We start from the raw sequence: 26,311 nt of genomic DNA on the forward strand, positions 1-26,311 counted from the left end.
AAAGTCTCGAAGGTCGCACCGACGACCGATGTGCGCCGCGCAGCACGGACGCGGTCACGGGATGGATCGACGATGAGAATCAGCGCCTCAAGCCTAGCCGGGTCCGCGCTTGTAGGACAGCTCAGTCCATACCGGCCCGTACCGCCGCCGCCGCCACGAAGGGCGCGCCGGCGACGAGCAACAGGCTGACCGCGGCGAGCAGCTTCAATGCCCCGCCACCCTCGCCGATCGCCCCCGCGCCGAAGATCAGCAGCGGCACCGCCAGCGGCAGCATCACCAGCCCCGCCACCGCGCCGGCGCCGCGCAGCCCCGCGACCAGCGCGCCGGTGGCGAGACCGAGCGCGGCCAGCCCGGGCGTGCCGATCAGCAGCCCGAGCTCGACCCGCACCAGCACCGCCGCAGGCAGGTCGAGCAGCCCCGCCGCCAGCACCGCCGCGAGCATCAGCGGCGGCGCGAAGCCCAGCCAATGGCCGGCGAGCTTGGCGGCGGCGACCAGTGGCAGCGGCACGCCGCGCACGACGAGCTGGTCGATGACGCCGGCGTCGAGGTCGGGCGCGACCAGCCGCTCGACCGGCAGCAAGGCGGCGAGCAGCGCCGCCGCCCAGATCACGCCGCCGCCGATCCGCCCGAGCAGCGCCGTGTCGGGCCCGACCGCGAAGGGGAAGAGGGTCGCGACGAGCAGGAAGAAGGCGACCGGCCACAAGGCGCCGCCGCCGGCCCAGGTGCGGCGCAGCTCGCGGACGACCAGGGCGGCCGCGGTCATGTGCGCGCCTCCGCGGTATGGTCGGCGGCGCTATGACGGGTCAGGTCGAGCGTCACCGCGCCGGGCAAGGCGAGCGGGACATGGGTCGCGACCAGCACGATGCCGCCGGCGGCGCGATGCGTCGCCACCAGTTGCTCCAGTACCGCCAGCCCGGCGGCGTCGAGCCCATTCGCCGGTTCGTCGAGCAGCCACAGCGGCGCCGCGCTGCCGAACACGCGGGCGAGCGCGGCGCGGCGGCGCTGGCCGGTCGACAGCAGCCGGACCGGGATCGTCGCGAGGTGGGACAGCGCCAGCGCGTCGAGCGCCGCCGCGACCTGCACCGCGCCGATCCAGAAGCCCAAAGCCTGCGCCACCGGCCGTTCCGGATCGAGCGCATGCGCCTCGCCGAGCAGCGCGACCGGGCCGTCACGCTCGACCCGCCCGGCTGCCGGGCGCAGCAGGCCGGCGGCGATCCGCACCAGGCTCGACTTGCCGATACCATTGGGGCCGGTGACCAGCGCCGCGTCGCCGGCGTGCAGCGCGAGGTCGACGCCCGCGAACAGCGTTCGTCCGCCGCGCGCGCCCGCCACCCCCGCCAGCGTCAGCCCGGCGCTCAATCCGCCACCGCGTCTTCCAGCGCGTGCATGTCGTCGTCGGACAGGCCGAAATGGTGACCGATCTCATGGATGGTGACATGGCGGACGAGGTCGTCGAGCCGCACCCCGGTCTCCACCCATTCGTCGAGGATCGCCCGGCGATAGAGGTGGATACGATCGGGCAGCGCGGCGCTGTCGAAGGCCGATTTCTCGCCGACCGGGCGGCCGTGGTACAGGCCGGTCAGGTCGAGCGGATGATCGATGCCGAGCGCGGCGAGCGTCTCCTCGTCGGCGAAGTCCTCGACGATCAGCACCACGTCCGCCAGATGCGCGGCGAAGGCCGCCGGCAGTCGCGCGATCGTGTCGCGGGCGATCGCCTCGATCGCGTCGGCGTCCGGCGCCTGTCCCATGACCTCTTGCCCGCTCATCGCGTCCGCCATACCCCGTCATCCTCCATCGCAGCAAGGAAGACGCATGACCGAGGCCGCCCCGATCGAAGCATTGAGCGAGGCGGAGCGCGCCGATGCGCTCGATGGCCTGCCCGAATGGGATTATGACGAGGCGCGCGACGCGATCACCCGCAGCCTGGTCTTCGCCGACTTCGTCGAGGCGTTCGGCTTCATGACCCAGGTCGCGCTGATGGCGGAAAAGGCCGATCATCATCCCGAATGGCGCAATGTCTACAACCGGGTCGAGATCCTGCTCACCACGCACGACGCCGGCGGCCTGTCGAGCCGCGACATCGAGATGGCCGAGGCGATCGACGCGATCGTGGACGAGTGAGGCAAGCGGGTCACCCTCACCCTTCCCACCCGGCTGCCGCCGGGCGGGCCCCTTCCCTCTCCCACTGGGAGAGGGAGGGAGGCGCGAAGCGCCGGAAGGGTGAGGGTGTCTAGCGCAGCGAGCGGCGCATCTGCTTCCTGAGCTGGCCCGGCAGCCAGCGCGCGGCGAAGCGCAGCCGTTCGGCGGTCTTGCCGACATAGGTGTGGACCTTGTCGCCGTGGACAGCGCGCCACGCCGCCTCCGCCACCGCGTCGACCGGGGTGAGTTCCAGCCCTGCGCCGGTCACGCTTTCGCGGATCGTGCGGTTGCTGCCGCCCGCGACGCCGTCGAGCAGCGGCGTCTCGATGAAGCTCGGCAGCAGGCAGCGGACCTTGATCCCCTCGCGATACCATTCGCCGTCGAGCGCCTCGCTGAGGCCGCGCACCGCGAATTTGGTCGCCGAATAGGTGGCGAGGCCGGACGATCCGTAGATGCCTGACGCCGAGGAGGTGTTGAGCAGCACCGACCCCGGTGTCTTCGCCAGATAGGCGTGGCCGATGCGCGCGCCGTTGAGCACACCGGTGAAGTTGATCGCGACGGTGCGGTCGATATCCTCGAAGCTGGCGTCCGCCAGCGGCCCGCCGGTGCCGATGCCGGCATTGTTGAACAGGACGTCGAGCCGGCCGCCGCTCTTGCCGGTGAAATCATCGAGGCAGGCGCGCCAGGCGTCGCGATCGCGCACATCCATGACATAATGTTCGATCATCCCGCCGGGCAGCTGCGCCGCGGTGTCGGCGAGCAGCGCGGCGTTGACGTCGGCCAGGCCGACGCGCCAGCCGCGACTGGCGAACAGGCGCCCGACCGCCCGGCCGATCCCCGACGCGCCGCCGGTGATGAAGATCGCGCGCACCTCGCTCATCATCCTCTCCTTATTTGCCTTTCCCCCCGGCATCCCCCATCCTTCGCGGCGATGCCAGCAGAAAAGCTCCGCCTCGACGGCGTCACCAAGCGGTTCGGCGCGACGGTCGCGGTCGACCATGTCTCGCTCGCCGTCGCGACCGGCAGCTTTGTCGCGCTGGTCGGCGCCTCCGGATCGGGCAAGTCGACGCTGCTGCAGACGATCAACCGCCTCGTCGCGCCCGACGACGGGCGAGTGCTGATCGACGGGGTGGATATCGCCGCCGGCCCGGCGCCGATGCTGCGCCGGCGGATCGGCTATGTCTTCCAAGGGATCGGCCTGTTCCCGCACATGAGCGTCGCCGACAATATCGCGATCGGCCCGCGCATCGCCGGGTCGCCGCGGCCAGACGTCGCCGCGCTGCTCGATCTGGTCGCGCTGCCCGCCGCACTGGCGACGCGCCTGCCGCACGAACTGTCGGGCGGCCAGCGCCAGCGCGTCGCGATCGCCCGCGCGCTCGCCCCCGGTGCGACGCTGCTGCTGCTCGACGAGGCCTTGGGCGCGCTCGACCCGGTGACCCGCGACGCGCTGGGGCAGGAGATCCGTTCGCTGCACGACCGGCTGGGGCTGACGACGATCCTGGTGACGCACGACATGGCCGAAGCGCTGCTCCTCGCGACGCGGGTGCTGGTGATGGAGGCCGGACGGATCGTCGCCGACGAGACGCCGGCCGGCCTGCTCGCCGGGCGCGGCGGGGCGGCGGCGCAGGCGCTGGTCGCCGTGCCGCGCGACCAGGCGTTGCGGTTGCAGGCGATCGGCGCATGAGCGGCTTTATGGACGCGCTAGCGCAGGTTCCGCCGCTGCTCGCCAGCCATGTGCTGCTCGCCGGGGCGGCGCTGCTCGCGGCGCTGGCGATCGGCCTGCCACTGGCGGTGGTCGCGGCGCGACGGCCGGCGGTCGGGCGAGTCGTACTCGGCGCCGCCAGCCTGATCCAGACCATCCCCGGCCTCGCCCTGCTCGCGCTCTTCTATCCGATCCTGCTGTGGCTGTCGGCGCGGGTCGGCGGCGGCATCCCCGCGCTCGGTTTCCTGCCGGCGCTGCTCGCGCTGACCCTCTATGCGCTGCTGCCGATTATCCGCAACGGCGTGGCCGGGCTGCAGGGCATCGACCCGGCGGTGCGCCAGGCGGCCGATGCGGTCGGCATGACCGCGGCGCAGAAATTGCGATTGGTCGAGGCGCCGCTGGCGCTGCCGGTGCTCGTCGCCGGCATCCGCACCGCCGCGGTGTGGACGATCGGCGCGGCGACGCTGTCGACGACGGTCGGCTGCCCGAGCCTGGGCGACATGATCTTCGCCGGGCTGCAGACGCAGAATTGGGCGCTGGTGCTGGCCGGCTGTTGCGCCGCCGCGGCGCTGGCGATGGTCGCCGACGCGCTGATCGCCTTGCTCGAGCGCGGGCTGGCGACACGGCGGCGGCCGCTGTGGATCGGGGCGGTGGCGCTGCTCGCCGCCGGCACGCTCGCCGCGACCGCGCCGCTGTGGCCGCGGCCGGGCGGCGCGCGCACGGTGACGATCGGTGCCAAGAACTTCTCCGAACAATATATCCTGGCGCGGCTGATCGGCGACCGGCTGACCCGTGCCGGCTATACCGTCCGCTATCGCGACGGGCTGGGATCGGCGGTGATCTATCGCGCGCTCGCCGGTGGCGACGTCGACGTCTATGTCGATTATGCCGGGACGCTGTGGAACGGCGCGATGCACCGCACCGACGTGCCGCCACGCGCGGCGATGGTCCGTGCGATCGGTGGCTGGGCGGCGAGGACCGACGGCGTGCGGCTGGTCGGGCCGCTCGGCTTCGAGAATGCCTATGCCTTCGCGATGCGCGGCGCCGAGGCACGGTCGCGGGGCATCGCCGACCTCGACGCGCTCGCCCGCGCGGCGCCCGGCCTCAAGCTCGGCAGCGATCTCGAATTCCTGTCGCGAGCAGAATGGGCGGCGGTGCGCGACGCCTACCGGCTGCGCTTCGCCAGCGCGACGCCGTACAGCCCGACCTTCATGTATCGGGCGCTGGCGAGCGGGCGGGCGGATGTCATCTCCGCCTTCTCGTCGGACGGGCGGATCGCGGCGGACGGGCTGACCGTGCTCGCCGATCCGCGCCATGCCATCCCGAGCTACGACGCGCTGCTGCTGGTCGCGCCGAGCCACGCCCGCGACGCGCGGCTGCTGGCGGCGCTACGGCCGCTGGTCGGCCGCATTCCGGTGACGGCGATGCGCGAGGCCAATTATCGGGTCGACCGCGACGCCGACAAGGACAGCCCCGACGCCGCCGCGCGCTGGCTGGCGCGGCGGCTGGGGCTGTAGACCGGATCAGCTGCCGAACCGGCGCCCCTGGAAATTGGGCAGCGGGCTGAACAGCTTGCGGATCGTTAGGCTGACCGTGCGGCCGAGCGGGTCCTGATAGTCGGGCTGGTAGCTGACCGGCGTCACGCCATTGGCGTCACGCACCCGCTGGCGGCTGTTGAGCAGATTGGTCACGCCCAGCGACAGGCGCAGCCCGCGCACCCAGGGATGCGCCTTGAGCAGCGGCAGCTGCTGCTGCAGATCCGCAAAGACGCGCAGGTTGAGGGTCGCCAGGCCGCCGAAGTTGAGCGTCTGCGGCTGGGCGGCGGTGCCGCCGTTGACGCGCGTGCCAGTCTGGTAATTGCCCTCCAGCCGGGTGCCGATGCCGTTGTTGGTATAGCCTGCCTGCAACTGGAAATTGTGGCGCGCGATGCCGCCGCCCTGGCCGATCGTGTCGCCGTTGAGCAGGTCGAGGCTGGGTCCGCCGTTGGCGACCAGCACGCGGTTGGTGAAGTTCCACGTATGGTAGAAGGCGAACTGGATGCGGCCACCGCCGCCGCCCCGGCCGCCGCCGAAGCCACCGCCGCCACGTCCGCCGAAGCCGACGCCACCGGGCCCGCGACCCCCGCCGAAGCCGCCCGGACCGTCACCGCCGGCTGCCGGAGCAGCGGGCTGGCCGCCCGGCTGCTGCCCGCCGGCCGCGGCCTCCTGCCCCGGCGGCGGCGGCGGCGTCTGGTCGGCGCCCGGCTGGCCATCGCCCCGCCGCTCGCCATCGCCGCCGCCACGGCGGCCACCGCCACCCGGGAAGCCGGGGAAGTTCATGCCGGCAAACGGATTGGGGCCGGTGCCGGCGCGGAACGCCTCGATCTCTTTCTGGATGCGCGACTTGATCGGCTTGGAAAAGCTGACGCCCCAGCGCAGCGAGGACGAATCGGCGCTGGCGAAATTGACGCCGCGCGTGTCGACCCGGGTCAGATTGCCGTTGGCGTCGCGGATGAAGCGATCGGGGAAGGCCGCCGCGATCGCCGCGGTCGCCGAGGCGAAGCTCTCGATCGGGTTGCGCACGTGCGTGTTGGTATAGCCCGCCGTGAAGGTCAGGTCGGTCTCGCTCCACGGCTTCAGATTGAGGCCGAGCCGGGTGACGCGCCGGTTGCCGGCGATCAGATCGGGATTGCCGCCGCTGATCGTCGTCACCGTCACGGTCTGGCCGGTGACATAGTCGAAGACGCGGACGTTCGGCGTGATGATCGTCGGGTTGCCGAGCTGCGCGGCGCTCGGCGCCTGGTCCTGGTGGCTGACCGATCCGATCAGCCGTACGCCCTCGAACGGCGACCAGTTGGCGCCATAGCCATAGGTATAGAGCGTGCCGAAGTCCGACAGGTGATCGAGCGCGGCATTGCCGTTGACCGACAGATTGCCGAGGAACTTCAGCACGTCCTTCGACCGGCTGGCGATCGGCAGGTCGATGTTGGCACGACCGTTGACGATGTCGCGCGACACCTGGCCGGTGGTGGTCAGCCCGGCGCGATAGGAGGTGCTGTCGAGGCTGCTGGTCTGCGCGCCGATGCGCAGCGCGGTGTTCACCCCGCCCGCCGGCAGCTGGAACAGCTGGCCGTTGACCAGCGCCTCGACCTCGCCAGTGTTGGAGATCGAGCGGCCGCGGTTGGCGATGCCCGGCGCGATGTCCGCCGCGGTCAGCTGCCCACGCGGGTCGGCGGTGGGATCGTTGGCGTTGAGCCGCGCCTGGAAGGCGGAGGCGTCGATGCCGGTTTCGGTGAAGGTCCGCGTGTCGGCGCGGTCATAGGTGCCGGTCACCGTCCACAGCCATTTCTGGCTGAAGCGGCCGTTGAGCGAGGTGCCGAGGTGGCCGGTCAGGCTCTGGTTGCGCTGCGACAGCGGCAGGAAGTCGCCGCCCGACAAGGTGTTGCCGACCACGCTCGCAACGCCGCCGGTGGCGAAGGGATTGCCCGCCGGCACGGTCAGCGTTGCGGTCGGCAGGCCGAACAGGCCGGTGCCGTCGCTGGTCGCGATCTCGCCGTTGATCGTCGCCGACACGCCGCCCAAAGGCCGCGCATAGACCATGTTGGTCGACAGGGTGCGGCTCGACGGCAGCAGCGTGCGATACGGCCGCTGGTCGAAGCCGACGGTGCCGTTCTCGGTGGTCGTCGGCGCGATGTTGCGCTCCGATTCGGTCAGCGCCGAGCTGCCCTGGTAATTGGTGTTGATGTTCAGCCGGCCGCCGTTGCGGATGCTGAGCAGGCCGAGCTGGCCCTGCACGCTGTTGCGGCCGCCCTCGGTCGGCACGGTGTCGCCGAGCTGCACCGTCGTCGAGCGGAAGCGGCGGCGCAGGACGATGTTCACCACCTTCTGATCGGCGGTATAGCCGTATTTCAGCGCCACCTCTTCGGGCAGGATGTCGACCCGGGCGATCGCCTCTGTCGGGATGTCGCGAATCTCCTGGAAGCCGGCGATGCGCTTGCCGTCGAGCAGCACCACCGGCGGGCCGCCGACGCCGCTGGTCGTCTGGGGGCTGAGTTCGGTGAGCAGGTCGGACACCGAGTTGACGCCATAGGCGCGGATGTCCGCCGGCCCGAGCTGCTGTTCGGGCGGGATGTCGCCGACCACCGATCCGGGCAGATTGCGCGTGCCGCGGACGATGATGTCGGGCTCGTCGCTGACCTCTTCCTGCGTCGCGGGCTTGGTCGCGGCGGGCGCAGGGGTCGCCTGCGCGGCAGCCTGTCCGCTCGCCTTCGCTTGCTGCGCCGCCGCCATCGCCGGCCAACTCGCCGCCGCCATCATCACTGCCAGCCCCACGCGCATGCTATACTCCGTCCCTGAAGACGGCGGCAGCTACAGCCGAAATGTCGCAAGAATGTGCCTGAGCACCCTATATTTCGTAATCCCGTGCCACATTCTCGATGCGGTGGAGCATGTCGGTGAATTGCGCGACCTCCGCCGGGTCGAAATGGGCGAAGATCTGCGCCTCCAGATCGAGCGCCTTGGGCGCGACGGCGGCATAGAGGTCGCGGCCCGCGCCGGTCAGGTCGAGCAAATGGCTGCGCCGGTCGTCGCGATTCGCCTGGCGCGCGAGCAGGCCGCGTTCGACCAGGGCGATGGCGGCCCGGCTGACCGTCACCTTGTCCATCCGCGTCCGTGCGCCGATCGCCTGCTGCGTCGTCGCGCCGCCCTCGGCGATCACCGTGACCAGTCGCCATTCGGGAATCGAGAGGCCGAACAGCGACTGATAGGCGCGCGCGATCAGGCCGCTGACCAGGTTCGACGTCACCGACAAGCGGAACGGCAGGAATTCGTCGAGAACGAGGCGCGGCTCAGCCATGGCATAATTGGTATCAGTTGACACCTTTTTGGCAATGGCGCAGGAGAATGGTATCAGGCGATACCAAATCCGGGTCGCGACAGGAGCGGTTGCCATGGACCATATCGACGTCAATCCGATGGGCCTCGACGGGTTCGAATTCTGCGAATTCACCTCGCCGGACCCGCAAGCGCTCGCCGCGCAGTTCGAGGCGATGGGCTTCGTCGCCGCCTCGACTCATCCGACCCGCGCGATCACCCGCTACAAGCAGGGCCGGATCAATCTGCTGATCAACCGGGAGGACAGCGGCCATGCCGCCGACTTCCGCGCCGCCCACGGTCCGTCGGCGAGCGCGATGGGCTTCCGCGTCCACAATGCGCGCGAGGCCTATGACGCAGCGATCGCGCGCGGCGCCAAGCCCGCCCCCGCCGGCCAGGCGCTGGACGAGATCCCGGCACTGGAGGGGATCGGCGGATCGTTGCTGTATCTGGTCGATCGCCACGGCGCCGCCGGCTCGATCTACGACCATTGGGACCAAGTGCCCGGCGCCGCCGAGGCGGAGGCGCAGAACAACGTCGGGCTCGACCTGCTCGACCACCTCACCCACAATGTCCGCCGCGGCCAGATGCGGGTGTGGGCCGAATTCTACGGCCAGATCTTCGGCTTCGAAGAGCAGAAGTATTTCGACATCAAGGGCAAGGCGACCGGCCTGTTCAGCCAGGCGATGATCGCGCCGGACCGCGCGATCCGCATCCCGCTGAACGAGAGCCAGGACGACAAGAGCCAGATCGAGGAGTTCATCCGCGATTATAACGGCGAGGGCATCCAGCATCTCGCGCTGACCACGGACAATATCTACGAGACGGTCGAGAAGCTGCGCAATCGCGGCGTCAAGCTGCAGGACACGATCGAGACCTATTACGAACTGGTCGACAAGCGCGTGCCGAACCATGGCGAGGATCTGGAACGGCTGCGCCGCAACCGCATCCTGATCGACGGCAATGTCGGCGAGGAGGGGCTGCTGCTGCAGATCTTCACCGAGACGATGGTCGGGCCGATCTTCTTCGAGATCATCCAGCGCAAGGGCAACGAAGGCTTCGGCAACGGCAATTTCCAGGCGTTGTACGAGTCGATCGAGCTGGACCAGATCCGGCGCGGCGTCATCACGGTCGACGCGTGATCGGGAAGTTGAACCCTATCCCGTAACCGTCATCCCCGCGAAGGCGGGGATCCAGACGCGCTAACGCCGGCGATGGAGCCGCACCGTCAGCCAGTCTAGATTCCCGCCTGCGCGGGAATGACGGAGCAGGAGCGGGGTACAATGACGGGGTGGTGGAAGCAGGAGAGGAAGCCAGAACAATGACCGACCACCACCCCATGACCGATTACATCCCCGGCTTCGGCAACCACGTCTCCACCGAGGCCATAGCCGGCGCGCTGCCGGTCGGGCGCAATTCGCCGCAGCGGCCCGCCTTCGGCCTCTATGCCGAGCAACTGTCCGGCACCGCCTTCACCGCGCCGCGCCACGAGAATCGCCGCTCGTGGCTGTACCGGATGCGTCCCACCGCGGAGCATCCGCCCTATCAGCGCTATCAGGGCGCCGGATTGTTCGCCCCCGGCACCGTCGATGCGCCGCTCGCACCCAACCGGCTGCGCTGGGACCCGGCGGCACTGCCAAGCGAACCGACCGATTTCGTCGACGGCCTGGTGACGATGATGGCGAACCGCGATCCGGCCGAGCTGGAGGGTGTCGCCCTCCACGTCTATGCCGCGACCCGCGACATGACCGACCGCGTCTTCATGGATGCCGACGGCGAATTGCTGTTCATCCCCGAACACGGGCCGATCACCCTGTTCACCGAACTCGGCCGGATCGACGTCGCGCCGGGGCAGATCGCGCTGGTGCCGCGCGGCGTCCGCTTCCGGGTCACGCTGCCCGACGGCGCGGCGCGCGGCTATCTGGCGGAAAATCACGGTGCACTGTTCCGCCTGCCCGATCTCGGCCCGATCGGCGCCAACGGCCTCGCCAACCCGCGCGATTTCGAGACGCCGGTCGCCTGGTTCGAGGATCGGGACGCGCCGACCGAGGTGATCCAGAAATATCTCGGTAGCCTGTGGACGACGACGCTCGACCACAGCCCGCTCGACGTCGTCGCCTGGCACGGCAATCTCGCGCCGTGGCGCTACGACCTGGCGCGGTTCAACACGATCAACACAGTCAGCTTCGACCATCCCGATCCGTCGATCTTCACCGTGTTGACCTCGCCGTCCGACGTGCCGGGCCGCGCCAACGCCGATTTCGTCATCTTCCCGCCGCGCTGGATGGTCGCCGAGGGCACGTTCCGGCCGCCCTGGTTCCACCGCAACGTGATGAGCGAGGCGATGGGCCTGATCACCGGCGCCTATGACGCCAAGGCAGAAGGATTCCAGCCCGGCGGCATCAGCCTGCACAATATGATGGCGGGCCACGGTCCCGACCTCGCCAGTTGGCAGGGCGCGTCGGCGGCGGAGTTGAAGCCGCACAAGATCGACGGCACGATGGCGTTCATGCTCGAAAGCTGCTGGCCCTATGTCCCCACCGCGCACGCGCTGAGCCACGCGCAGCTCGATTACGATGCGGTGTGGAAGGACTTTCCCAAGGCCAAACTGCCGTGATCCTGCACGGCTATTGGCGCTCCGGCGCGGCCTATCGCGTGCGCATCGCGCTGGCGCTGAAGGGCGTCGGCTATGAACAGGTCAATTACGATCTGCGCACCGGCGCGCAGAAGGCGGCGGACTATGCCAAGCTCAATCCGCTCAAGCTGGTGCCGGCGCTGGAGGTCGACGGACAGGTGCTGACCCAGTCGAGCGCGATCATCGAATGGCTCGACGAGCGCTTTCCGCACCCGCCGCTGCTGCCCGCCGATGCCTTCGGTCGCGCCGCGGTGCGCGCACTGGTCGCGACGATCGCGGGCGACACCCATCCGCTGCACAATCTGCGTGTCCACCAGGCGCTGCGCGAGCGGTTCGGGGCGGACGAGGCGGCGATCGCCGACTGGAACCGCCACTGGATCGCCACCGGCCTTGCCGCGGTCGAGGCGGCGGTGGCGCGCGACGGGCGCGGCTTCGCCTATGGCGACGCGCCGACGATCGCCGATTGCTACACCGTTCCCGCGCTCTATTCGGCCCATCGCTTCGGCGTCGATCTCGCCCCCTGTCCGGCGCTGGTCGCGGCGGGCGAGGCGGCGGCGGCGCTGCCCGCGGTGCAGGCGGCGCATCCGTCGCGGCAGCCCGACGCCGATCCGCAATGACCGCCGACACGCGGCTGTCGGCGACGCCGGCGGGCGTCGCGCTCGGCCCGCTCGACGCGATCCCGGACGGCAAAGCGCGCAATTACGTGGTGCAGCTGCGCGCCGGCCGCTTCCACGGCTTCGTCATCCGCCGCGGCGACAGCGCCGTCGGCTATGTCGACCGCTGCCCGCATGCCGGTGTGCCGCTGGCGCAGCGGCTCGACGACTATCTGACGCCGTCGGGCACGATGATCGCCTGCAGCTGGCACGGCGCGCTGTTTCGCATCGACGACGGGCGATGCGTCGGCGGTCCCTGTGTCGGCCAGAGCCTGACCGGCTGGCCGGTGACCATCATCGATGGAACGATCGTCACCGCCTGAGTCTTTCGCAGGTGCAGCATTGGCCGCTATGATAAGCGGATCGTCGCGCGGAGAATGTCATGCCCCCTGGTGATCGGCCCAATCTCGCTTCCCTGTTCGGCGGCGCGCTGGCGGCCTCCGGCTTCGGCCTTGCCGGCTATTCCGAATGGGTCGCGCGCGAGGCGGAGCGGCTGGTGCCGGCAGACGGCGTGTTCCGCGAGGTCGCCGGCGCCAGAATCCATTATGTCGACCTCGGCGATTCCGCCAAGCCGCCGATCGTGATGATCCACGGCCTTGGCGGCCAGCTGCGCAACTTCTCCTATGCGATGGCGGAGCGGCTGACCGCGGACCATCGCGTGCTGCTCGTCGACCGGCCGGGCTCGGGCTATTCGATCGCCCATGGCGGTGCGCAGCCGCGGATCGCCGAACAGGCGGCGATCGTGGCGCGCTGGATCGCCGCGCTCGGTCTGACGCGGCCGCTGGTCGTCGGCCATTCGCTCGGCGGTGCCGTGGCGCTGGCGCTGGCGACCACCGAGCCGGCGACGATCGGCGGCCTCGCCCTGGTCGCGCCGCTCACCCAGCATCAACAGGAGGTGCCCGACGCCTTCCGCGCGCTTGCCGCCATCCCGCCGGGCTTCCGCCGGCTGATCGCGCAGACGGTCGGCACGCCGATGAGCCGGCTGGTCGCCGAGCGAACGCTGCGCGAGGTGTTCGCGCCCGAACCCGCGCCGGCCGATTTCGCCACCCGCGGCGGCGGCGCGCTGTCGCAGCGGCCGGGCAATATCGCCGCCGCCGCCGCCGACCTCGATTCGGGCGGGCGCGACATGCCGGCGATCGTCGCACGCTATCCCGACGTGGCGATGCCGGTCGGCATCCTGTTCGGCCGCGGCGACACGATCCTTGCTCCTGCGCTGCACGGCGAAGCCACCGCCGCGGCAATTCCCCGCGCGACCCTGATGCTGGTCGACGGCGGTCACATGCTGCCGGTGACCCAGCCGGACGTCACCGCCGATTTCGTCCGGACCGTCGCCGCCCGGCTCTAATCGCTCAGGCCGTCACGGTAGCGGCGGGCGTTTGCGACATAGGTGGCGGCGGACAGGCGCAGCCCCGCCACCTCGCTATCGGTCAACGTCCGGGCGACCCGCGCGGGCGACCCGATGATCAGCGATCGCGGTGGGAAGACCTTGCCCTCGGTCACCAGCGCGCCCGCACCGACCAGACAATCGGCACCGATCACCGCGCGGTTGAGCACGATCGCCCCCATCCCGATCAGGCTGCGGTCGCCGATCGTCGCGCCATGGACGATCGCCCGGTGGCCCACCGTCACCTCGCTGCCGATCGTCGTCGGTGCGCCGGGATCGGCATGCACCACTGCGCCGTCCTGCACGTTGCTGTCTGCGCCGATCACGATCGGGTCGTTGTCGCCGCGGATCACCGCATTGAACCAGACCGACGCGCGCGCGCCGAGCATAACCGCGCCGATCAACTGTGCTCCCGGCGCCACATAGGCGTCACTCGCCACCACGGGCCGACGATCGTCCAGGCTGTGCACCGTCATGTCCGCGATCCAACCACTATAATGAACTCGCGGTGCGGTTTCGCACCAAATCAAGGTTAGTCATCAAATCGGCCATGATTAACCCGATCTTCAAGTGTTTCGTCCAAAGCGGACTTAGAGACCAGAGGCGGGACGGAGAGACCCCCATGCATCGCCGACGGTACCGTCCCGCTCCAACCCCGAGGACCTGACGATGTTTGCATGGTTTGAGAAAGTCGCGCCAATCCGGCTAAAGTTCAAGGTGCTGCTGATAATCCACGGTCTCGTGGCGGCATGCGGCATCGCCACCACCTATCTCGCCGCCAAAGCGGATAGCAACCAGTGGATCTATTACGTTGGGATCGAAACTGGGCTGTTCGTGCTGACCATCGCGACCGTCCTGATCAGCGGCAAGCTGATCAGCACGCCCTACGTCGATACCGTCGTGCGGATGGAAGGGCTCGCCAGCGGCGATCTCGCTTCGCCGATCCACTATGCGGATTACCAGGATTGCATCGGCCGCATGGCCAAGGCGATGGACGTGTTCCGCCGCAATGCCGAGGCGGTCCGCGATGCCGCCACCGCGCAGAAGGTGGTGGTCGGCGCGCTCGGCGAGGGGCTCGACCGGCTTGCCGGCAACGACCTGACCTTCCGCATCGATCAGGCCTTCCCGTCCGAATACGAACGGCTGCGCAGCGACTATAACCGCGCGCTCGAGGCGGTGACCCAGGCGATGACCGCGGTGACCGAGGCGACCAGCGGCATCAACAGCGGCGCGAGCGACATCCGCCAGGCCTCCGACGATCTGTCGCAGCGCACTGAGCAACAGGCGGCCAGCCTGGAAGAAACCGCTGCGGCGATGGACGAGATCACCGCCACCGTACGCCAGACGGCGGCCGGCGCGGTCAAGGCGAACAGTGTCGTCGAGGCGACCCGCGTCGAAGCGGAACAGTCCGGCGTCGTGGTGTCGCGGGCGGTGCAGGCGATGAACGGCATCGAGCGCGCGTCGAGCGAGATCGGCGAGATCATCTCGGTGATCGACGGCATCGCCTTCCAGACCAATTTGCTCGCGCTCAACGCGGGCGTCGAGGCGGCGCGCGCCGGCGACGCCGGCAAGGGCTTTGCGGTCGTCGCCTCGGAGGTTCGCGCACTCGCCCAGCGCTCCGCCGATGCCGCCAAGGACGTCAAGACCAAGATCATGGCGTCGACCGAACAGGTTGAATCGGGCGTGCAGCTGGTCAGCGAAACCGGCGAAGCGCTGAACCGCATCATCGCCCAGATCGTCGAGATCAGCACGCTGGTCGGCCAGATCGCCAGCGCCGCCGAACAGCAGGCGACCGGCCTGCAGCAGATCAACACCGCGGTCGGCGAGATGGACGGCGTCACCCAGCAGAATGCCGCGATGGTCGAGGAAGCCACCGCCGCCGCGCGTAGCCTGTCCGCCGAAGCCGACGAGCTCGCTCGCCAGGTCGCCCGGTTCAAGATCGGCGGTGATCGCGCCGTCGCGCCCGCCGCGCCCGTCCACCAGCTCCAGCAGCGTGCCGCCGAGGCCGGCCGGCGCATCGCCCGCTCCGCTGCGGGGGGCCGCCGTGGCGGCGCCGCGGTGGCGGTTGCCGAGGACGATTGGTCGGAATTCTGATCCGTCGTTCCGAATCGACTCCGTGCGCTTTCGTCAGGATACGGCCATGATCCGATACACCAATTTTGATCGGCAATTTCGGATCGCCCCGGCCCATCCTGGTGGAGCGCCGCGGCAGCCCCGCCGCGCCGGACCGCGCCGCCACGCACGAAGTTGGTCGACCAACTACCCGATTACACTCGATTTGGTTGCTCAACGGGTCGTTAAGCAAAGCCCGCAATTTTCCCCCGCTCATGGCCTGTCGGCATCGTGCCGCCGGCCGCGGAGCGAGGAGGCAGGGATGTTGGGGTGGTTCGAACGGCACGCGCCGATCCGGGTGAAATTCCGGACCATCGGGCTGGTGCAAACGGCGCTGGGGGCGGCGGCGGTCACGGTGACCGCGGGGATCGCGACGGGGGCGATCCACAGTTCGCCGTTGATCGAAATCGGCGTCTCCGCGCTCACCGTTGCCGCGATGGTCGCCACGACCCTGTTCGCCGGCCGCGTCATCTGTCGTCCCTATGTCGACACGGTGGTGCGCATGGAGGCGCTCGCCGCCGGGGATCTGCACAGCCCGATCGCCTATACCGACAATCGCGACTGCGTCGGCCGGATGACCACGGCGATGGCGATCTTCCGCCGCAACATGGAAGAGGCGAACACCGCCGAGGCGCAGCGCCACATGGCCGAAGGCCTCGGCCAAGGTCTCGGTGAGCTGGCGCAGGGCAATCTCGCCTATCGCATTGACGCGCCCTTCCCTACGCAATTCGAGCCGCTGCGCCTCAATTTCAACACCGCCATGGCGGCGATCTTCGAGGCGATGGGGGCGGTCAGCGCCGCCGCGACCGGCATCCACAACGGGTCCAGCGACATTCTGCAGGCGTCGGACGACCTGTCGCAGCGCACCGAGCAACAGGCGGCCAGCCTGGAGGAAACCGCCGCGGCGATGGACGAGATCACCTCGACCGTCCGCCAGACCGCCGCCGGCGCCACCAAGGCGAATGGCGTCGTCGAGGCGGCCCGCGCCGAGGCGGAACAGTCGGGCAGCGTCGTCGCTCGCGCGGTCGAGGCGATGAACGGCATCGAGCGCGCAGCGGGGGAGATCGGCGAGATTATCTCGGTGATCGACGGCATCGCCTTCCAGACCAATCTGCTCGCGCTCAACGCCGGCGTCGAGGCGGCACGCGCCGGCGACGCCGGCAAGGGCTTTGCGGTCGTCGCCAGCGAGGTGCGGGCGCTGGCCCAGCGTTCCGCCGATGCCGCGAAAGACGTCAAGACCAAGATCATGGCCTCGACGCAGCAGGTCGAATCGGGCGTGCAGCTGGTCAGCGAGACCGGCGACGCACTGACCCGGATCATCGCGCGGATCGGCGAGATCAGCACCCTGGTCGGCCAGATCGCCACCGCCGCGGAACAACAGGCGACCGGCCTGCAACAGGTCAACACCGCGGTCGGCGAGATGGACGGCGTCACCCAGCAGAATGCCGCCATGGTCGAGCAGGCCACCGCCGCCGCGCGCAGCCTGTCCGCCGAAGCGGACGAGCTTGCCCGCCAGGTCGGCCGCTTCAGGCTCGGCGACGCTGCTGCCCTCGCGACCACCGCCAGCCCGGTGCATCGCCTGCAGCAGCGCGCCGCCGACGCCGGCCGCCGCATCGCGCTGGCGGCCGGTGGCGGTCGCCGCGGGGGCGCCGCGGTCGCGCTCGCCGGCGACGACTGGTCCGAATTCTAACCACCCGTCAGCACACGAAAGCCCACCATGCCCGTGCATCCGCTTCCCGCCTCGCTCGACACGTCCGCCGCCGGTCCGCTGCGTCACGACCTGATCGCCCGTATCGAGCGGGGCGAGGCGCTGCATCTCGGCGGCAGCGAGGTGACGCGGGTCGGGCAGGCCTGCCTGCAGGTGCTCGCGGCGGCACGCGCCTGTGCGATCGATCGCGGCCTCGGCTTCCGCATCGACGACGCCAGCGAGACGCTGGACCGGATGATCGCCCTCGCGCGGCTCGACGCCGCCCTCGCCCCGTCCGCCTGAAGGAAGACACGGCCATGAATCTCGACGAGATCCAGCAAATCTTCTTCCAGGAGTGCGAGGAAGGGCTCGCCACGATGGAGGGCAATTTTGCCGCCGTCCGCCAGGGCGCCTACGATTCGGAGACGATCAACACGATCTTCCGCGCGGTCCATTCGATCAAGGGCGGCGCGGGCGCCTTCGGCCACGAGCGGCTGCAGGGCTTCACCCACGAATATGAGACGCTGCTCGACCTGGTCCGCAACGGCACGCTGGTTCTGACGCCGGCGCTGCTGGGCACGATCGTCTCCGCCTTCGACATGCTGAGCGACCATGTCGCCGCGGCGCGCGACGGCACCACGCCCCCCAATGACGCCGCGATGCGGACCCGTCTGGTCGAGGCGTCGCATGCCCCCGAGCCCGCCGTCGCAGCGGAGCCGGAGCCCGTGTTCGAGCCGGTCGTCGTGGACGTAGAAAGCGCCGACGACGATTTCACCCCGGTCGCCGCGGCGCTGGACGATTTCGACGACCTGTTCGCCCTGTGCGAGACTCCGGCGCCCGCGGCCGGGGCGGCAGACGACGGCTGGCAGTTGCACTTCACTCCCGGGCCCAGCGCGCTCGATCACGGCGGCGAACCGTTGCTGCTGCTGCGCGAGCTCGCCGCACTCGGCGGGGAGGTGGTCGCGGTCGACCTGTCGGCGCTGCCGCCGCTCGGCGAATTGCATCCGGAACGCAGCTACCTCGGCTGGCAGCTGCACATTCCGGGCTCCGTCGCCGAAGACGACATCCGCGGCATCTTCGAATTCATGGACGATGTCGCGCTGACTCTGACCCGTGCGGACGCGGCGCCGGCGGACGACATTGACGATGCGCCGCTGGTCGACCTGCTCTTCGAGCCGGCCCCCGCTCCGATTGCCACGCCCGCCCCGGTCCCGATCGCCTCGGCCGTGCCGGCGGCCGAGCCCGCCGCCGTTGTGGCGGCGCCGGACGCCGCCACGACGCGCAGCGCCGCGACCGCGCCGGTGCAGACGATCCGCGTCGATCTCGACAAGCTCGACCGGCTGGTCAATCTGGTCGGCGAACTGGTCATCACCCAGGCGATGCTGGCGCAGCGCCTGTCGGAGCACCAGCTCGGCGGCATTTCGGAACTGACCGATCTCGATCACCTGACGCGCGAGATGCAGGAATCGACCATGGCGATCCGCGCCCAGCCGATGAAGACGGTGTTCAGCCGCGTGCCGCGCATCATCCGCGAGCTCGAGGTCGAAACCGGCAAGCGCGTCCGCCTGGAGATAGAGGGCGAGATGACCGAGGTCGACAAGACCGTCGTCGAGCGGATCGGCGAGCCGCTGACCCACCTGATCCGCAACGCGGTCGACCATGGCCTCGAAACCCCCGCCGAGCGGCTGGCGGCGGGCAAGGACGAAGAGGGCGTGGTGACGCTGTCTGCTGCGCATCATTCCGGCCGCATCGTCATCACCGTCGCCGACGACGGCCGCGGCATCGACCGCAAGCGTGTCCGCGCCAAGGCGGTGGAGCGCGGCATCATCGCCGCCGACGCGATCCTGACCGAGGAGGAGATCGACAATCTGATCTTCGCCCCCGGCTTCTCGACCGCCGCCACCGTGTCCAACATTTCCGGCCGGGGCGTCGGCATGGACGTGGTGCGCAAGAACGTGCAGGCGCTGGGCGGCCGCATCGGCATCAATTCGCATCTCGGCCACGGCTCCAGCTTCGCGCTGTCGCTGCCGCTGACGCTGGCGGTGCTGGACGGCATGATCGTCACGGTCGGCGACCAGACCTTCGTCATCCCGCTCGGCCATATCGTCGAGAGCCTGCGTCCGGACGGCGATGGCGTGAAGGTGCTCGGCCCGACCGCCTCGCTGCTCGACGTGCGCGGTTCCTACGTCCCCGTCCACCGTATCGCCGAACAGCTCGGCATTGCCGGCGCGGTGCAGGACCCGACCGACGCGGTGCTGATCGTGGTCGAATCCGACCATGGCCAGGCGGTGCTGATGGTCGATTCGATCCAGGACCAGCGCCAGGTCGTGGTGAAGAGCCTGGAGGCCAATTACCAGGCGATCCCCGGTCTCGCCGGCGCCACCATCCTGGGCGACGGGCGTGTCGCGCTGATCCTCGACGTCGATGCGCTGATCTCGCGCTGGCGGCGTGAGCCGCGTCACGGCGCGCCGGCGCTGGGCCTCGCCGCATGAGCGCGCTCGCCGCCCGACCCGGCCCCGCGACGATGCCGGCCGGCCGCCCGACGGAATTCGCGTTCAGCGCCGACGACCATCGCCGCATCGCAGACTTCGTCTATGGCGAGGCGGGGATCCTGATGCCCCCGGGCAAGGCGCAGCTTGTCTATGGGCGGCTGGCGCCGCGCGTCCGCGCCTGCCGGTTGACCAGCTTCGCTGACTATATCGCGCACATCGATCGCGACGCCGAGGAACGCCAGCGGGCGATCGACGCGCTGACCACCAACCACACCAGCTTCTTCCGCGAGGCGCATCATTTCGACCATTTCCTCGAACATGCCTGGCCTGCACTCGACGGCCGTCTGGCGGATCGCGGCCGGGTGCGGATCTGGTCGGCGGCCTGTTCGAGCGGCGAGGAGCCCTATACCCTGCTGATGGCGATGTGCGGGACGCAGCGCGGGGTCGGCCAGCGACTGGCGCGCAGCGATTTCCGCCTGCTCGCCACCGATCTGTCGACCGAGATCCTCGCCGCCGCCGCTGCCGGCCGCTATGCGCCCGACACCGCCAAGACCGTGCCGGAGCCGCTGCGCCGCACCTGGATGCGCGACGTTGATCATCAGGTCGAGGTCGATCCGTTGCTTCGCGAGCTGTGCGCCTTCCGCAAGCTCAACCTGCTCGAGGATTGGCCGATGCGCGGCACGTTCGATGCGATCTTCTGCCGCAACGTCATGATCTATTTCGACGAACCAACCAAGGAGCGGCTGCAGACGCGGCTTGCCGACCGGCTCGCCCCCGGCGGGTTCCTCTACATCGGCCATTCGGAACGGCTCAGCCCCAGCGTCGCGCCGCGCTTCACCTGCGTCGGCCGCACCACCTTCCAGAAGGTGGCGGCATGACGATCCGCGCTCTCGTGGTCGACGATTCCCCGACGATGCGCGCGATGATCGCGCACAGCCTGTCGCAGGATGCCGAGATCGAAGTGGTCGGCACCGCCGACGGGCCCGCCACCGCGCGTGAAATGATCAAGGCGCTCAACCCCGACGTGATCACGCTCGACGTCGAGATGCCAGGGATGAACGGGCTCGAGTTCCTCGACAAGATCATGCGGCTGCGGCCGATGCCGGTGGTCATGCTGTCGACGCTGACCGGCCAGGGGGCGGAAGCGACGATCCGCGCGCTCGAACTGGGCGCGTTCGATTGCTACGAAAAGCCCAGCCGCGCCTTCGGCAACCAGCTCGGCGAGGGGCTGAATGCGCTGGTCAAGGCGGCGGCACGGAGCCGCCGGCGCAGCCGCGCGGTCGCGCCCGCCACGCCGCGGGTCACCACCGACTTCACCCCGCGCGACGGGGCGGTGATCGCGGTCGGATCGTCGACGGGCGGGGTCGAGGCGCTGATCGAGCTGCTCTCCGGCTTTCCGGCCAATTGCCCGCCGACGCTGATCGTCCAGCATATGCCGGAACCCTATGTGCCGACCTTCGCGGCGCGGCTGGACCGACTGTCCGCGCCGACCGTCTCGGTCGCGCGGCCGGGAGCACCGCTCGCCGTCGGCCAGGTCTATGTCGCCCCCGGCGGGGCGCAGCATCTCGAACTGACCGGTGGCAGCCTGCCGCGCTGCCGCCTGGTCGAGGGACCGAAGATGAGCGGCCACCGCCCGTCGGTCGACCGTCTGTTCCATTCGGTCGCCAAGACGCACGGCCGCGACGCCGTGGCGGCGATCCTGACCGGTATGGGCGCCGACGGGGCGGAAGGGATCAAGGCGATCCGCGACGCCGGCGGTCGCACCATCGGCCAGGACGAGGACAGCTGCGTGGTCTATGGCATGCCGCAGGCCGCCTGGCTGGCCGGCGGGATCGAGGTGCAACTGTCGCTGCCACGCATCGCTGCCCGGCTGATGGCGGAGTGCAAGGCATGAGCGGCCTGCCCCGCGCCGCCGACGGGCTGGTCCGCATCACCGTGATGCAGGGCGAGACGCGCGTCTCCGACAATCCGCAGGCGGTGCTGACCACCGTGCTCGGCAGCTGCATCGCCGCCTGCCTGTACGATCCGGTGGTCAAGGTCGGCGGCCTCAACCACTTCCTGCTCGCCGAACCGGGCGGCGGCGAGACCGACATGCGTTCCCTGCAACGCTACGGCGTCTATGCGATGGAGGTGCTGATCAACGCGATGCTCGCGATGGGCGCGACGCGCAGCAATTTGAAGGCGCGGCTATACGGCGGCGCCTCGCTACGCGACGGCTTCCGCGACATCGGCGCGGCCAATGCGCTGTTCGCCCGCCGCTTCCTGCGCGACGAGCGGATCGCCCTGGTCGGCGAGGATGTCGGCGGCCATGGCGCGCGCCGCGTCGAATTCCGCCCGACGCTGGGCCTCGCCCGCTGCCGCATCGCCAGCGAGCGGCCGGTCGAACGCCCGCGTCTCGTCATCCCGGCCCCCGCCGCGCCCGCCGACCTCGGCGACGTGGAGTTCTTCTGATGGCCACCAACTTCCCCAGCAAAGGACCAGCTGTGACCAGCACGATCATGACCGTCGACGATTCGCCCAGCATGCGGATGCTGCTGCGCGCGGCTCTGTCCGACCTAGGCTATCAGGTGCTGGAGGCCGAGGACGGCGTCCAGGCGCTGGAGCGGCTGGACGGCGCCACCCCGGACCTGCTCATCACCGACATCAACATGCCCCGGCTCGACGGCTTCGGCTTGATCGAGCGGGTGCGCGAGCAGGACCAGCATCGCAATCTGCCGATCCTGGTGCTGACCACGGAAAGCTCCGACGAGAAGAAGCAGCGCGCCCGGGCCGCCGGCGCGACGGGCTGGATCGTCAAGCCCTTCCATCCCGAAAAGCTCGCCGCGGCGATCCGCCGCGTGCTGCACTGACCTTCCGCCTTCGAGGAGCCTTTCATGCCCCGCCAGCTCATTACCTTCCAGATCGGCGACCAGGTGCTCGGCGTCGATATCATGGCGATCCGCGAGATCCGCGCCTGGTCGCCGGCGACGCCGCTGCCGAACGTGCCGGCGCATGTCCGCGGCGTCGTCAACCTGCGCGGCGTCGTCCTGCCGGTGCTCGACCTCAGCCACCGGCTGGGTTGGGGCGTGACCGATCCGTCGTCGCGCCACGTCATCATCGTCGTGAAAATCGGCGAGCAATTACAGGGTCTTATCGTCGACGCCGTTAACGACATCGTGACTGTTCCCGACGACGGTATGCAACCGCTGCCCGATCTCGGCGACACGCCGGCGGCAAGCTATCTGGAGGGGCTGGCGACGATCGACCAGCGGCTGATCCTGGTGCTTGCGCTGGAACGCCTGATCGACAGCAGCACCGATTATGCCGAGTTCGCCTGACCTCTTACCGTACGTGTGAAGGAACACCCTCGTCATGGCCGCCGCCACCAAGGTTCTCGTCGTCGATGATTCGCTGACGATGCGGGCGCTTCTCTCCGGGGCGCTGGAGCGCATCCCCAACGTCGTCGTGGTCGGTTCCGCCGACGGCGCCGACGAAGCGCGCCAGATGGTCGAGAACCTGCGCCCCGACGTGATGACGCTCGACGTCGAGATGCCCGGCATGAGCGGCCTCGAATATCTGGCGGAGATCATGGAAAAGCGGCCGATGCCGGTGATCATGTTCTCAACCCGTACCGAGGCGGGGGCAGAGGCGTCGATCGAGGCGCTGCGCCTGGGCGCGATCGACTGTTTCCCCAAGCCCAAGGTCGCCGTCGCCGCGGAGTTCGACAAGATCCTCGCCAAGCTTGGCAAGCGGATCAAGGCCGCCAAGGGCGCCGCGGTCCGTGCCGCCGCCGCCAAGGCGCCGCCGGCGCCGCCGCTCGACTGGAACGGCCGGCTGGTCGCGATCGGCGCCGAGGCATCGAGCACCCAGGCGATGTTCGACCTGTTCGGGACCTTCCCCGCCAATTGCCCGCCGACGATCGTCGTCCAGCATCTCGGCAACGGCCTCGCCGCGACACTGATCGACAAATTGGGGGCGGAGATCGCGCCCAGGATCGTGCTGGCGGAAGACGGCATGGCGATCGAGCAGGGCACCATCTACCTCGCCGCACCGGGCGATACGCATGTCGTCGTCGATGGCTGGCCGAACGGCAAGCTGCGCCTGCTGCCGCGCGATCCGGTCGCCGGCGAGCGGCCGTCGATCTCGATCCTGTTCGCCTCGGTCGCCAAGGCGTGCGGCACGGAAGCGATCGGACTGGTGCTCGGCGCCGACGGCGAGGACGGCGACGCCGGCGTCCGCGCGCTGCAGGGCGGCGGCAGCTACAGCATCATCCCGGCCGAGAACCGCGCCGACGGTTTCACGCTGCAGCGCAAGCTCGCGAGCCAGCCGGTGCCCGCCGACCAGCTGTCGAAGAGCATCCTCAAACTGTGCCAGCGCTGACCGTGGCCACTGCCTGGCCCAATCCCGCCCCGGCGGCAGCGGCAGCGGCAGCCGTGGCGCCGATCGACGGCGTCGAGCCGGCGCTGGCGCTGGCGCTGGCCGACGGGCTGGTGGAGCTGACGCAATCGCTGTCCGACCTCGCCTTCGACCTGGGCGGGCACCCAGACACGCTGCGCCGGCATATGCACAGCCTGCAGGCGATCGATCGCATCACCCAGGCCCAATTGGCGATCGCCGACGTGCTGCGCTCCACCGCGCCGGCCGAACAGCGCGTTGCCGCGATCACTTTGGAAAGCTTGGCGTACGACCTCACAGCAAAGTTGCAGGCATATCGCGATCGGCAGGCAGAAGATTCCGGCAGCATCACTGACGACCCTTGATTTCGTTGCTTCGCTGCGTATGGCCTGTGCGGGGAGGCCAAAAACAATGGGCGTGAGCGAAAGCAGCTATCTTGCCGCCGCGAAGGGGCGAGACACCGGTAACATCGACGGGGTGAACGGTGCCGATCTGAACGACGAGGACAACCGTCTCGTCGAACTCGCCGGGGGTATCCTCGCCTCGCGGCGCAAATTGGCGACGCGCTTCGATCCGGCGCTGTTCGCCAATCCCGGCATGGACATCATGCTGTTCCTGTTCGCCAGCGGCATCCATGGCGCGACGGTGACGACCAATGCCTGCTGCGCCGCGGCCGGCGTGCCGCGGACCACGGCGCTGCGCTGGATCAAGCTGCTGCAGGACCGCGGCCTGGTCGAGGGCAGCGACGACGCCGCCGACCGGCGGGTGACGATGCTGGCGCTGACCGGGACGGGTCGCGACACGCTGCGCGACTGGCTCAACGAAATCATCGAGGCGCATCCGACCGTCGCGGCGATGCGCGGCTGAACGCCGGCGGCGCGTCCCCGACGCAGCCGCCATCCACCGCTGCGCATCACCCTGACGGGTGCCCGCCTCGCGCGCCGGCGATGCCGGGCCGGCCCTGCCCTCCTGTACTTCGGTGGCAGGAGGATGAGGCCACCGTCGATCGTCGCAATGTTCAGCCGGTCACCACCGGATGCCGTGCGCGCAGGGTGTCGGCGACGCGCTCCACCTCACCCGTCGCGGCCGCCGATCCGGACGGCGTCACGCTCCAGTTGCAATGCGGATGGGTGTCGAGCGGATAGACCTTCACGTCGCCGACGACGAGTCGCCAGTGACGGCGCGTACCGCCCGCCTCCTTGACGAGGGTCGAGAGGAACAGGTCGTGGAGATCGCCGCTGGTCATCCCGCGCCAGATAGGGCGGCGGCGGCGAAAGTCACCCCGCGCCTATCCCAGACCATGGCTCCGCGCCCAGGCGACGAACAATTCGGGCCAGATCGCCGCGGGCTTCCCCGCCGCGCCGCGTAGGCCGAAGCCATGACCGCCCTGCTCGAACAGATGCGTCTCGACGGGCACCCCCGCCGCCTTCAGCGCCGCGCGCATCCGCACGCTATTCTCCACCGGCACGGTCTGGTCGTCCTCGGCATGGACCAGGAACGTCGGCGGCGTTTGCGCCGAGACGTTGTTGGCGGTGCTGTGCGCCGCCTCCAGCGCCGGGCTCGCGTCCTTGCCGAGCAACAGCTCGCGCGAACCGGCATGCGCCAGCGGCAGCGTCATCGACTGGACGGCATAGATGGGCGCGGCGATGTCCGGCCGCGCACTGCCGCGGTCGGCGGCATCGACCGGCGCATAGACCTGTGCAGCGAAGCGAGTCGCGAGATCGCCGCACAGATGCCCGCCCGCCGAAAAGCCCATCGCGCCGACCCGGTCTGACCGAATGCCATAACGATCCGCCCGCGCGCGGATCAGCCGCATCGCGCGCTGCGCATCGGCCAGCGGCACGTCCTGACGGTTTGCCCATCCCTCGCCCGGCAGGCGGTAGAAAAGGACGAAGACCGTCCAGCCGCGCGCCGCCAGCAGCCGGCCGATCTCATAGCCTTCCTTGTCGATCGCCATGCGCGCATAGCCGCCGCCGGGCATCACCAGCAGCGCCGATCCGTTCGCCGTCGCCGGTCGGAACACGGCGAGGCGCGGCCGGGTGACGCCCATCACCATCCGGTCGTGGAAGGCGGGATCCTTGCTCCGCTCCGTCGTCACCTCGGTCGGCGGATTGGCCGGCAGGCCGGGAGCCGTGCCGGGCCAGAGGTCGATCGTCTCGGACGGATCGCCCGCCACCGGCCCGGCCGGTGCGCGCGGCGCCGGGGTCTGCGCGACCGCCCGCCCCGCCAGGCCTGCGGCCAGTGTCGCGATCAGGGCCTGGCGGCGGTCGAGCATCCTCGTGT

At 69.8% G+C, this 26,311-nt stretch carries 29 protein-coding genes; 20 read left to right on the top strand and 9 right to left on the bottom strand.

Features of this window, described 5'->3' with window-relative positions; genetic code table 11:
- Nucleotides 1-121 precede the first annotated feature (121 nt).
- Genes ACU5AX_RS08715 through ACU5AX_RS08725 form a run of 3 tightly spaced genes read right to left on the bottom strand, consistent with a single transcriptional unit; the run spans nucleotide 122 to nucleotide 1,778 of the window.
- Nucleotides 122-763 (bottom strand): heme exporter protein CcmB, encoded by a 642-nt coding sequence (locus tag ACU5AX_RS08715; protein ID WP_446690545.1) that lies wholly within the window; start codon nucleotides 761-763, stop codon nucleotides 122-124.
- The gene (gene ccmA, locus ACU5AX_RS08720; RefSeq protein ID WP_446690546.1) at nucleotides 760-1,359 is read right to left on the bottom strand and encodes a heme ABC exporter ATP-binding protein CcmA; all 600 of its coding nucleotides are present in this window, start codon (nucleotides 1,357-1,359) and stop codon (nucleotides 760-762) included. Before ccmA ends, ACU5AX_RS08715 begins: the two co-directional genes overlap by 4 nt.
- Nucleotides 1,356-1,778 (bottom strand): metallopeptidase family protein, encoded by a 423-nt coding sequence (locus ACU5AX_RS08725; RefSeq protein WP_446690547.1) that lies wholly within the window; start codon nucleotides 1,776-1,778, stop codon nucleotides 1,356-1,358. Before ACU5AX_RS08725 ends, ccmA begins: the two co-directional genes overlap by 4 nt.
- A gap of 34 nt (nucleotides 1,779-1,812) precedes the next feature.
- Between ACU5AX_RS08725 and ACU5AX_RS08730 the strand changes: the two genes are divergently transcribed.
- Nucleotides 1,813-2,121 carry a 4a-hydroxytetrahydrobiopterin dehydratase gene (locus ACU5AX_RS08730; protein WP_198353521.1) on the top strand — a complete coding sequence of 103 codons (309 nt, stop codon included), beginning with the start codon at nucleotides 1,813-1,815 and terminating at the stop codon, nucleotides 2,119-2,121.
- Nucleotides 2,122-2,230: 109 nt separating this feature from the next.
- Here the strand turns inward: ACU5AX_RS08730 and ACU5AX_RS08735 are convergent, their stop codons facing one another.
- A complete protein-coding gene (locus ACU5AX_RS08735; protein ID WP_446690548.1) occupies nucleotides 2,231-3,019 on the bottom strand; it encodes an SDR family oxidoreductase in 789 nt (262 codons plus the stop codon).
- Between the two features lie 51 nt (nucleotides 3,020-3,070).
- Here ACU5AX_RS08735 and ACU5AX_RS08740 point away from each other — a divergent pair, with 51 nt between their 5' ends.
- Nucleotides 3,071-3,823, top strand: a complete 753-nt coding sequence (locus ACU5AX_RS08740) for an ATP-binding cassette domain-containing protein (RefSeq protein WP_446690549.1) — start codon at nucleotides 3,071-3,073, stop codon at nucleotides 3,821-3,823.
- Complete coding sequence (locus ACU5AX_RS08745; protein ID WP_446690550.1) at nucleotides 3,820-5,358, top strand: ABC transporter permease/substrate-binding protein; 1,539 nt, start codon at nucleotides 3,820-3,822, stop codon at nucleotides 5,356-5,358. The genes ACU5AX_RS08740 and ACU5AX_RS08745 overlap by 4 nt, the downstream gene beginning before the upstream one ends.
- Before the next feature lie 6 nt (nucleotides 5,359-5,364).
- Here ACU5AX_RS08745 and ACU5AX_RS08750 read toward each other — a convergent pair whose 3' ends face one another.
- Both ACU5AX_RS08750 and ACU5AX_RS08755 read right to left on the bottom strand, forming a co-directional pair.
- A complete protein-coding gene (locus ACU5AX_RS08750) occupies nucleotides 5,365-8,157 on the bottom strand; it encodes a TonB-dependent receptor (RefSeq protein ID WP_446690551.1) in 2,793 nt (930 codons plus the stop codon).
- Nucleotides 8,158-8,224: 67 nt separating this feature from the next.
- On the bottom strand, nucleotides 8,225-8,674 hold the full coding sequence (locus ACU5AX_RS08755; RefSeq protein WP_198353526.1) for a MarR family winged helix-turn-helix transcriptional regulator: 450 nt from the start codon (nucleotides 8,672-8,674) through the stop codon (nucleotides 8,225-8,227).
- A 94-nt stretch (nucleotides 8,675-8,768) separates the two neighbouring features.
- Between ACU5AX_RS08755 and hppD the strand changes: the two genes are divergently transcribed.
- The 5 genes from hppD to ACU5AX_RS08780 all read left to right on the top strand — a co-directional run bounded on the left by hppD (nucleotide 8,769) and on the right by ACU5AX_RS08780 (nucleotide 13,324).
- Nucleotides 8,769-9,833, top strand: coding sequence for a 4-hydroxyphenylpyruvate dioxygenase (hppD, locus tag ACU5AX_RS08760; protein ID WP_446690552.1), 1,065 nt, complete (start codon nucleotides 8,769-8,771; stop codon nucleotides 9,831-9,833).
- Between the two features lie 197 nt (nucleotides 9,834-10,030).
- A complete protein-coding gene (gene hmgA / locus ACU5AX_RS08765; protein ID WP_446690939.1) occupies nucleotides 10,031-11,308 on the top strand; it encodes a homogentisate 1,2-dioxygenase in 1,278 nt (425 codons plus the stop codon).
- A complete protein-coding gene (gene maiA, locus ACU5AX_RS08770) occupies nucleotides 11,305-11,943 on the top strand; it encodes a maleylacetoacetate isomerase (protein ID WP_446690553.1) in 639 nt (212 codons plus the stop codon). Before hmgA ends, maiA begins: the two co-directional genes overlap by 4 nt.
- Nucleotides 11,940-12,302, top strand: coding sequence for a Rieske (2Fe-2S) protein (locus tag ACU5AX_RS08775; RefSeq protein ID WP_446690554.1), 363 nt, complete (start codon nucleotides 11,940-11,942; stop codon nucleotides 12,300-12,302). The genes maiA and ACU5AX_RS08775 overlap by 4 nt, the downstream gene beginning before the upstream one ends.
- 59 nt (nucleotides 12,303-12,361) lie before the next feature.
- Nucleotides 12,362-13,324 (top strand): alpha/beta fold hydrolase, encoded by a 963-nt coding sequence (locus tag ACU5AX_RS08780; RefSeq protein WP_446690555.1) that lies wholly within the window; start codon nucleotides 12,362-12,364, stop codon nucleotides 13,322-13,324.
- On the opposite strand, the gene ACU5AX_RS08785 is transcribed toward ACU5AX_RS08780, so the two are convergent.
- Nucleotides 13,321-13,839 carry a gamma carbonic anhydrase family protein gene (locus ACU5AX_RS08785; RefSeq protein WP_446690556.1) on the bottom strand — a complete coding sequence of 173 codons (519 nt, stop codon included), beginning with the start codon at nucleotides 13,837-13,839 and terminating at the stop codon, nucleotides 13,321-13,323. The two genes, ACU5AX_RS08780 and ACU5AX_RS08785, sit on opposite strands and share 4 nt — an antisense overlap.
- A gap of 193 nt (nucleotides 13,840-14,032) precedes the next feature.
- Between ACU5AX_RS08785 and ACU5AX_RS08790 the strand changes: the two genes are divergently transcribed.
- The 12 genes from ACU5AX_RS08790 to ACU5AX_RS08845 all read left to right on the top strand — a co-directional run bounded on the left by ACU5AX_RS08790 (nucleotide 14,033) and on the right by ACU5AX_RS08845 (nucleotide 24,895).
- Nucleotides 14,033-15,457: a methyl-accepting chemotaxis protein gene (locus ACU5AX_RS08790; protein ID WP_446690557.1), complete on the top strand. Its 1,425-nt coding sequence runs from the start codon at nucleotides 14,033-14,035 to the stop codon at nucleotides 15,455-15,457.
- A gap of 280 nt (nucleotides 15,458-15,737) precedes the next feature.
- Nucleotides 15,738-17,165 carry a methyl-accepting chemotaxis protein gene (locus ACU5AX_RS08795; RefSeq protein WP_446690558.1) on the top strand — a complete coding sequence of 476 codons (1,428 nt, stop codon included), beginning with the start codon at nucleotides 15,738-15,740 and terminating at the stop codon, nucleotides 17,163-17,165.
- Nucleotides 17,166-17,192: 27 nt separating this feature from the next.
- Nucleotides 17,193-17,465 carry an STAS domain-containing protein gene (locus ACU5AX_RS08800; protein WP_198353534.1) on the top strand — a complete coding sequence of 91 codons (273 nt, stop codon included), beginning with the start codon at nucleotides 17,193-17,195 and terminating at the stop codon, nucleotides 17,463-17,465.
- 14 nt (nucleotides 17,466-17,479) lie between these two features.
- Nucleotides 17,480-19,654, top strand: coding sequence for a chemotaxis protein CheA (locus ACU5AX_RS08805; RefSeq protein ID WP_446690559.1), 2,175 nt, complete (start codon nucleotides 17,480-17,482; stop codon nucleotides 19,652-19,654).
- Nucleotides 19,651-20,532 carry a CheR family methyltransferase gene (locus ACU5AX_RS08810; protein ID WP_446690560.1) on the top strand — a complete coding sequence of 294 codons (882 nt, stop codon included), beginning with the start codon at nucleotides 19,651-19,653 and terminating at the stop codon, nucleotides 20,530-20,532. Before ACU5AX_RS08805 ends, ACU5AX_RS08810 begins: the two co-directional genes overlap by 4 nt.
- On the top strand, nucleotides 20,529-21,548 hold the full coding sequence (locus tag ACU5AX_RS08815) for a protein-glutamate methylesterase/protein-glutamine glutaminase (protein ID WP_446690561.1): 1,020 nt from the start codon (nucleotides 20,529-20,531) through the stop codon (nucleotides 21,546-21,548). Before ACU5AX_RS08810 ends, ACU5AX_RS08815 begins: the two co-directional genes overlap by 4 nt.
- Nucleotides 21,545-22,105, top strand: a complete 561-nt coding sequence (locus tag ACU5AX_RS08820; protein ID WP_446690562.1) for a chemotaxis protein CheD — start codon at nucleotides 21,545-21,547, stop codon at nucleotides 22,103-22,105. Before ACU5AX_RS08815 ends, ACU5AX_RS08820 begins: the two co-directional genes overlap by 4 nt.
- A gap of 32 nt (nucleotides 22,106-22,137) precedes the next feature.
- Nucleotides 22,138-22,503, top strand: a complete 366-nt coding sequence (locus ACU5AX_RS08825; protein ID WP_198353539.1) for a response regulator — start codon at nucleotides 22,138-22,140, stop codon at nucleotides 22,501-22,503.
- Nucleotides 22,504-22,527: 24 nt separating this feature from the next.
- The gene (locus tag ACU5AX_RS08830) at nucleotides 22,528-22,971 is read left to right on the top strand and encodes a chemotaxis protein CheW (protein WP_198353540.1); all 444 of its coding nucleotides are present in this window, start codon (nucleotides 22,528-22,530) and stop codon (nucleotides 22,969-22,971) included.
- A gap of 34 nt (nucleotides 22,972-23,005) precedes the next feature.
- A complete protein-coding gene (locus ACU5AX_RS08835) occupies nucleotides 23,006-24,013 on the top strand; it encodes a chemotaxis protein CheB (RefSeq protein ID WP_446690563.1) in 1,008 nt (335 codons plus the stop codon).
- A 53-nt stretch (nucleotides 24,014-24,066) separates the two neighbouring features.
- Nucleotides 24,067-24,393, top strand: a complete 327-nt coding sequence (locus tag ACU5AX_RS08840; RefSeq protein WP_446690564.1) for a hypothetical protein — start codon at nucleotides 24,067-24,069, stop codon at nucleotides 24,391-24,393.
- A gap of 52 nt (nucleotides 24,394-24,445) precedes the next feature.
- On the top strand, nucleotides 24,446-24,895 hold the full coding sequence (locus ACU5AX_RS08845; RefSeq protein ID WP_446690565.1) for a winged helix DNA-binding protein: 450 nt from the start codon (nucleotides 24,446-24,448) through the stop codon (nucleotides 24,893-24,895).
- A 151-nt stretch (nucleotides 24,896-25,046) separates the two neighbouring features.
- On the opposite strand, the gene ACU5AX_RS08850 is transcribed toward ACU5AX_RS08845, so the two are convergent.
- Both ACU5AX_RS08850 and ACU5AX_RS08855 read right to left on the bottom strand, forming a co-directional pair.
- Nucleotides 25,047-25,274 (bottom strand): hypothetical protein, encoded by a 228-nt coding sequence (locus ACU5AX_RS08850; RefSeq protein ID WP_198353542.1) that lies wholly within the window; start codon nucleotides 25,272-25,274, stop codon nucleotides 25,047-25,049.
- A 42-nt stretch (nucleotides 25,275-25,316) separates the two neighbouring features.
- Nucleotides 25,317-26,303 carry an alpha/beta hydrolase gene (locus ACU5AX_RS08855; protein ID WP_446690566.1) on the bottom strand — a complete coding sequence of 329 codons (987 nt, stop codon included), beginning with the start codon at nucleotides 26,301-26,303 and terminating at the stop codon, nucleotides 25,317-25,319.
- Between the last annotated feature and the right edge of the window lie 8 nt (nucleotides 26,304-26,311).

The organism is Sphingomonas benefaciens, from assembly GCF_052907485.1.

Excerpts from the sequence above, each read along its gene's own strand:
- ACU5AX_RS08730 (WP_198353521.1), top strand. The coding sequence starts at position 1,813 with ATGACCGAGGCCGCCCCGATCGAAGCATTGAGCGAGGCGGAGCGCGCC.
- ACU5AX_RS08785 (WP_446690556.1), bottom strand. The coding sequence starts at position 13,839 with ATGACGGTGCACAGCCTGGACGATCGTCGGCCCGTGGTGGCGAGTGAC.
- ACU5AX_RS08835 (WP_446690563.1), top strand. The coding sequence starts at position 23,006 with ATGGCCGCCGCCACCAAGGTTCTCGTCGTCGATGATTCGCTGACGATG.
- ACU5AX_RS08855 (WP_446690566.1), bottom strand. The coding sequence starts at position 26,303 with ATGCTCGACCGCCGCCAGGCCCTGATCGCGACACTGGCCGCAGGCCTG.
- ACU5AX_RS08740 (WP_446690549.1), top strand. The coding sequence starts at position 3,071 with ATGCCAGCAGAAAAGCTCCGCCTCGACGGCGTCACCAAGCGGTTCGGC.
- ACU5AX_RS08745 (WP_446690550.1), top strand. The coding sequence starts at position 3,820 with ATGAGCGGCTTTATGGACGCGCTAGCGCAGGTTCCGCCGCTGCTCGCC.
- ACU5AX_RS08750 (WP_446690551.1), bottom strand. The coding sequence starts at position 8,157 with ATGCGCGTGGGGCTGGCAGTGATGATGGCGGCGGCGAGTTGGCCGGCG.
- ACU5AX_RS08780 (WP_446690555.1), top strand. The coding sequence starts at position 12,362 with ATGCCCCCTGGTGATCGGCCCAATCTCGCTTCCCTGTTCGGCGGCGCG.
- hmgA (WP_446690939.1), top strand. The coding sequence starts at position 10,031 with ATGACCGATTACATCCCCGGCTTCGGCAACCACGTCTCCACCGAGGCC.
- ACU5AX_RS08715 (WP_446690545.1), bottom strand. The coding sequence starts at position 763 with ATGACCGCGGCCGCCCTGGTCGTCCGCGAGCTGCGCCGCACCTGGGCC.
- ACU5AX_RS08735 (WP_446690548.1), bottom strand. The coding sequence starts at position 3,019 with ATGAGCGAGGTGCGCGCGATCTTCATCACCGGCGGCGCGTCGGGGATC.
- ACU5AX_RS08805 (WP_446690559.1), top strand. The coding sequence starts at position 17,480 with ATGAATCTCGACGAGATCCAGCAAATCTTCTTCCAGGAGTGCGAGGAA.
- ACU5AX_RS08820 (WP_446690562.1), top strand. The coding sequence starts at position 21,545 with ATGAGCGGCCTGCCCCGCGCCGCCGACGGGCTGGTCCGCATCACCGTG.
- ACU5AX_RS08795 (WP_446690558.1), top strand. The coding sequence starts at position 15,738 with ATGTTGGGGTGGTTCGAACGGCACGCGCCGATCCGGGTGAAATTCCGG.
- ACU5AX_RS08790 (WP_446690557.1), top strand. The coding sequence starts at position 14,033 with ATGTTTGCATGGTTTGAGAAAGTCGCGCCAATCCGGCTAAAGTTCAAG.
- ACU5AX_RS08815 (WP_446690561.1), top strand. The coding sequence starts at position 20,529 with ATGACGATCCGCGCTCTCGTGGTCGACGATTCCCCGACGATGCGCGCG.
- hppD (WP_446690552.1), top strand. The coding sequence starts at position 8,769 with ATGGACCATATCGACGTCAATCCGATGGGCCTCGACGGGTTCGAATTC.
- ACU5AX_RS08830 (WP_198353540.1), top strand. The coding sequence starts at position 22,528 with ATGCCCCGCCAGCTCATTACCTTCCAGATCGGCGACCAGGTGCTCGGC.
- ACU5AX_RS08755 (WP_198353526.1), bottom strand. The coding sequence starts at position 8,674 with ATGGCTGAGCCGCGCCTCGTTCTCGACGAATTCCTGCCGTTCCGCTTG.
- ACU5AX_RS08850 (WP_198353542.1), bottom strand. The coding sequence starts at position 25,274 with ATGACCAGCGGCGATCTCCACGACCTGTTCCTCTCGACCCTCGTCAAG.
- ACU5AX_RS08775 (WP_446690554.1), top strand. The coding sequence starts at position 11,940 with ATGACCGCCGACACGCGGCTGTCGGCGACGCCGGCGGGCGTCGCGCTC.
- ACU5AX_RS08800 (WP_198353534.1), top strand. The coding sequence starts at position 17,193 with ATGCCCGTGCATCCGCTTCCCGCCTCGCTCGACACGTCCGCCGCCGGT.
- ACU5AX_RS08810 (WP_446690560.1), top strand. The coding sequence starts at position 19,651 with ATGAGCGCGCTCGCCGCCCGACCCGGCCCCGCGACGATGCCGGCCGGC.
- ACU5AX_RS08725 (WP_446690547.1), bottom strand. The coding sequence starts at position 1,778 with ATGGCGGACGCGATGAGCGGGCAAGAGGTCATGGGACAGGCGCCGGAC.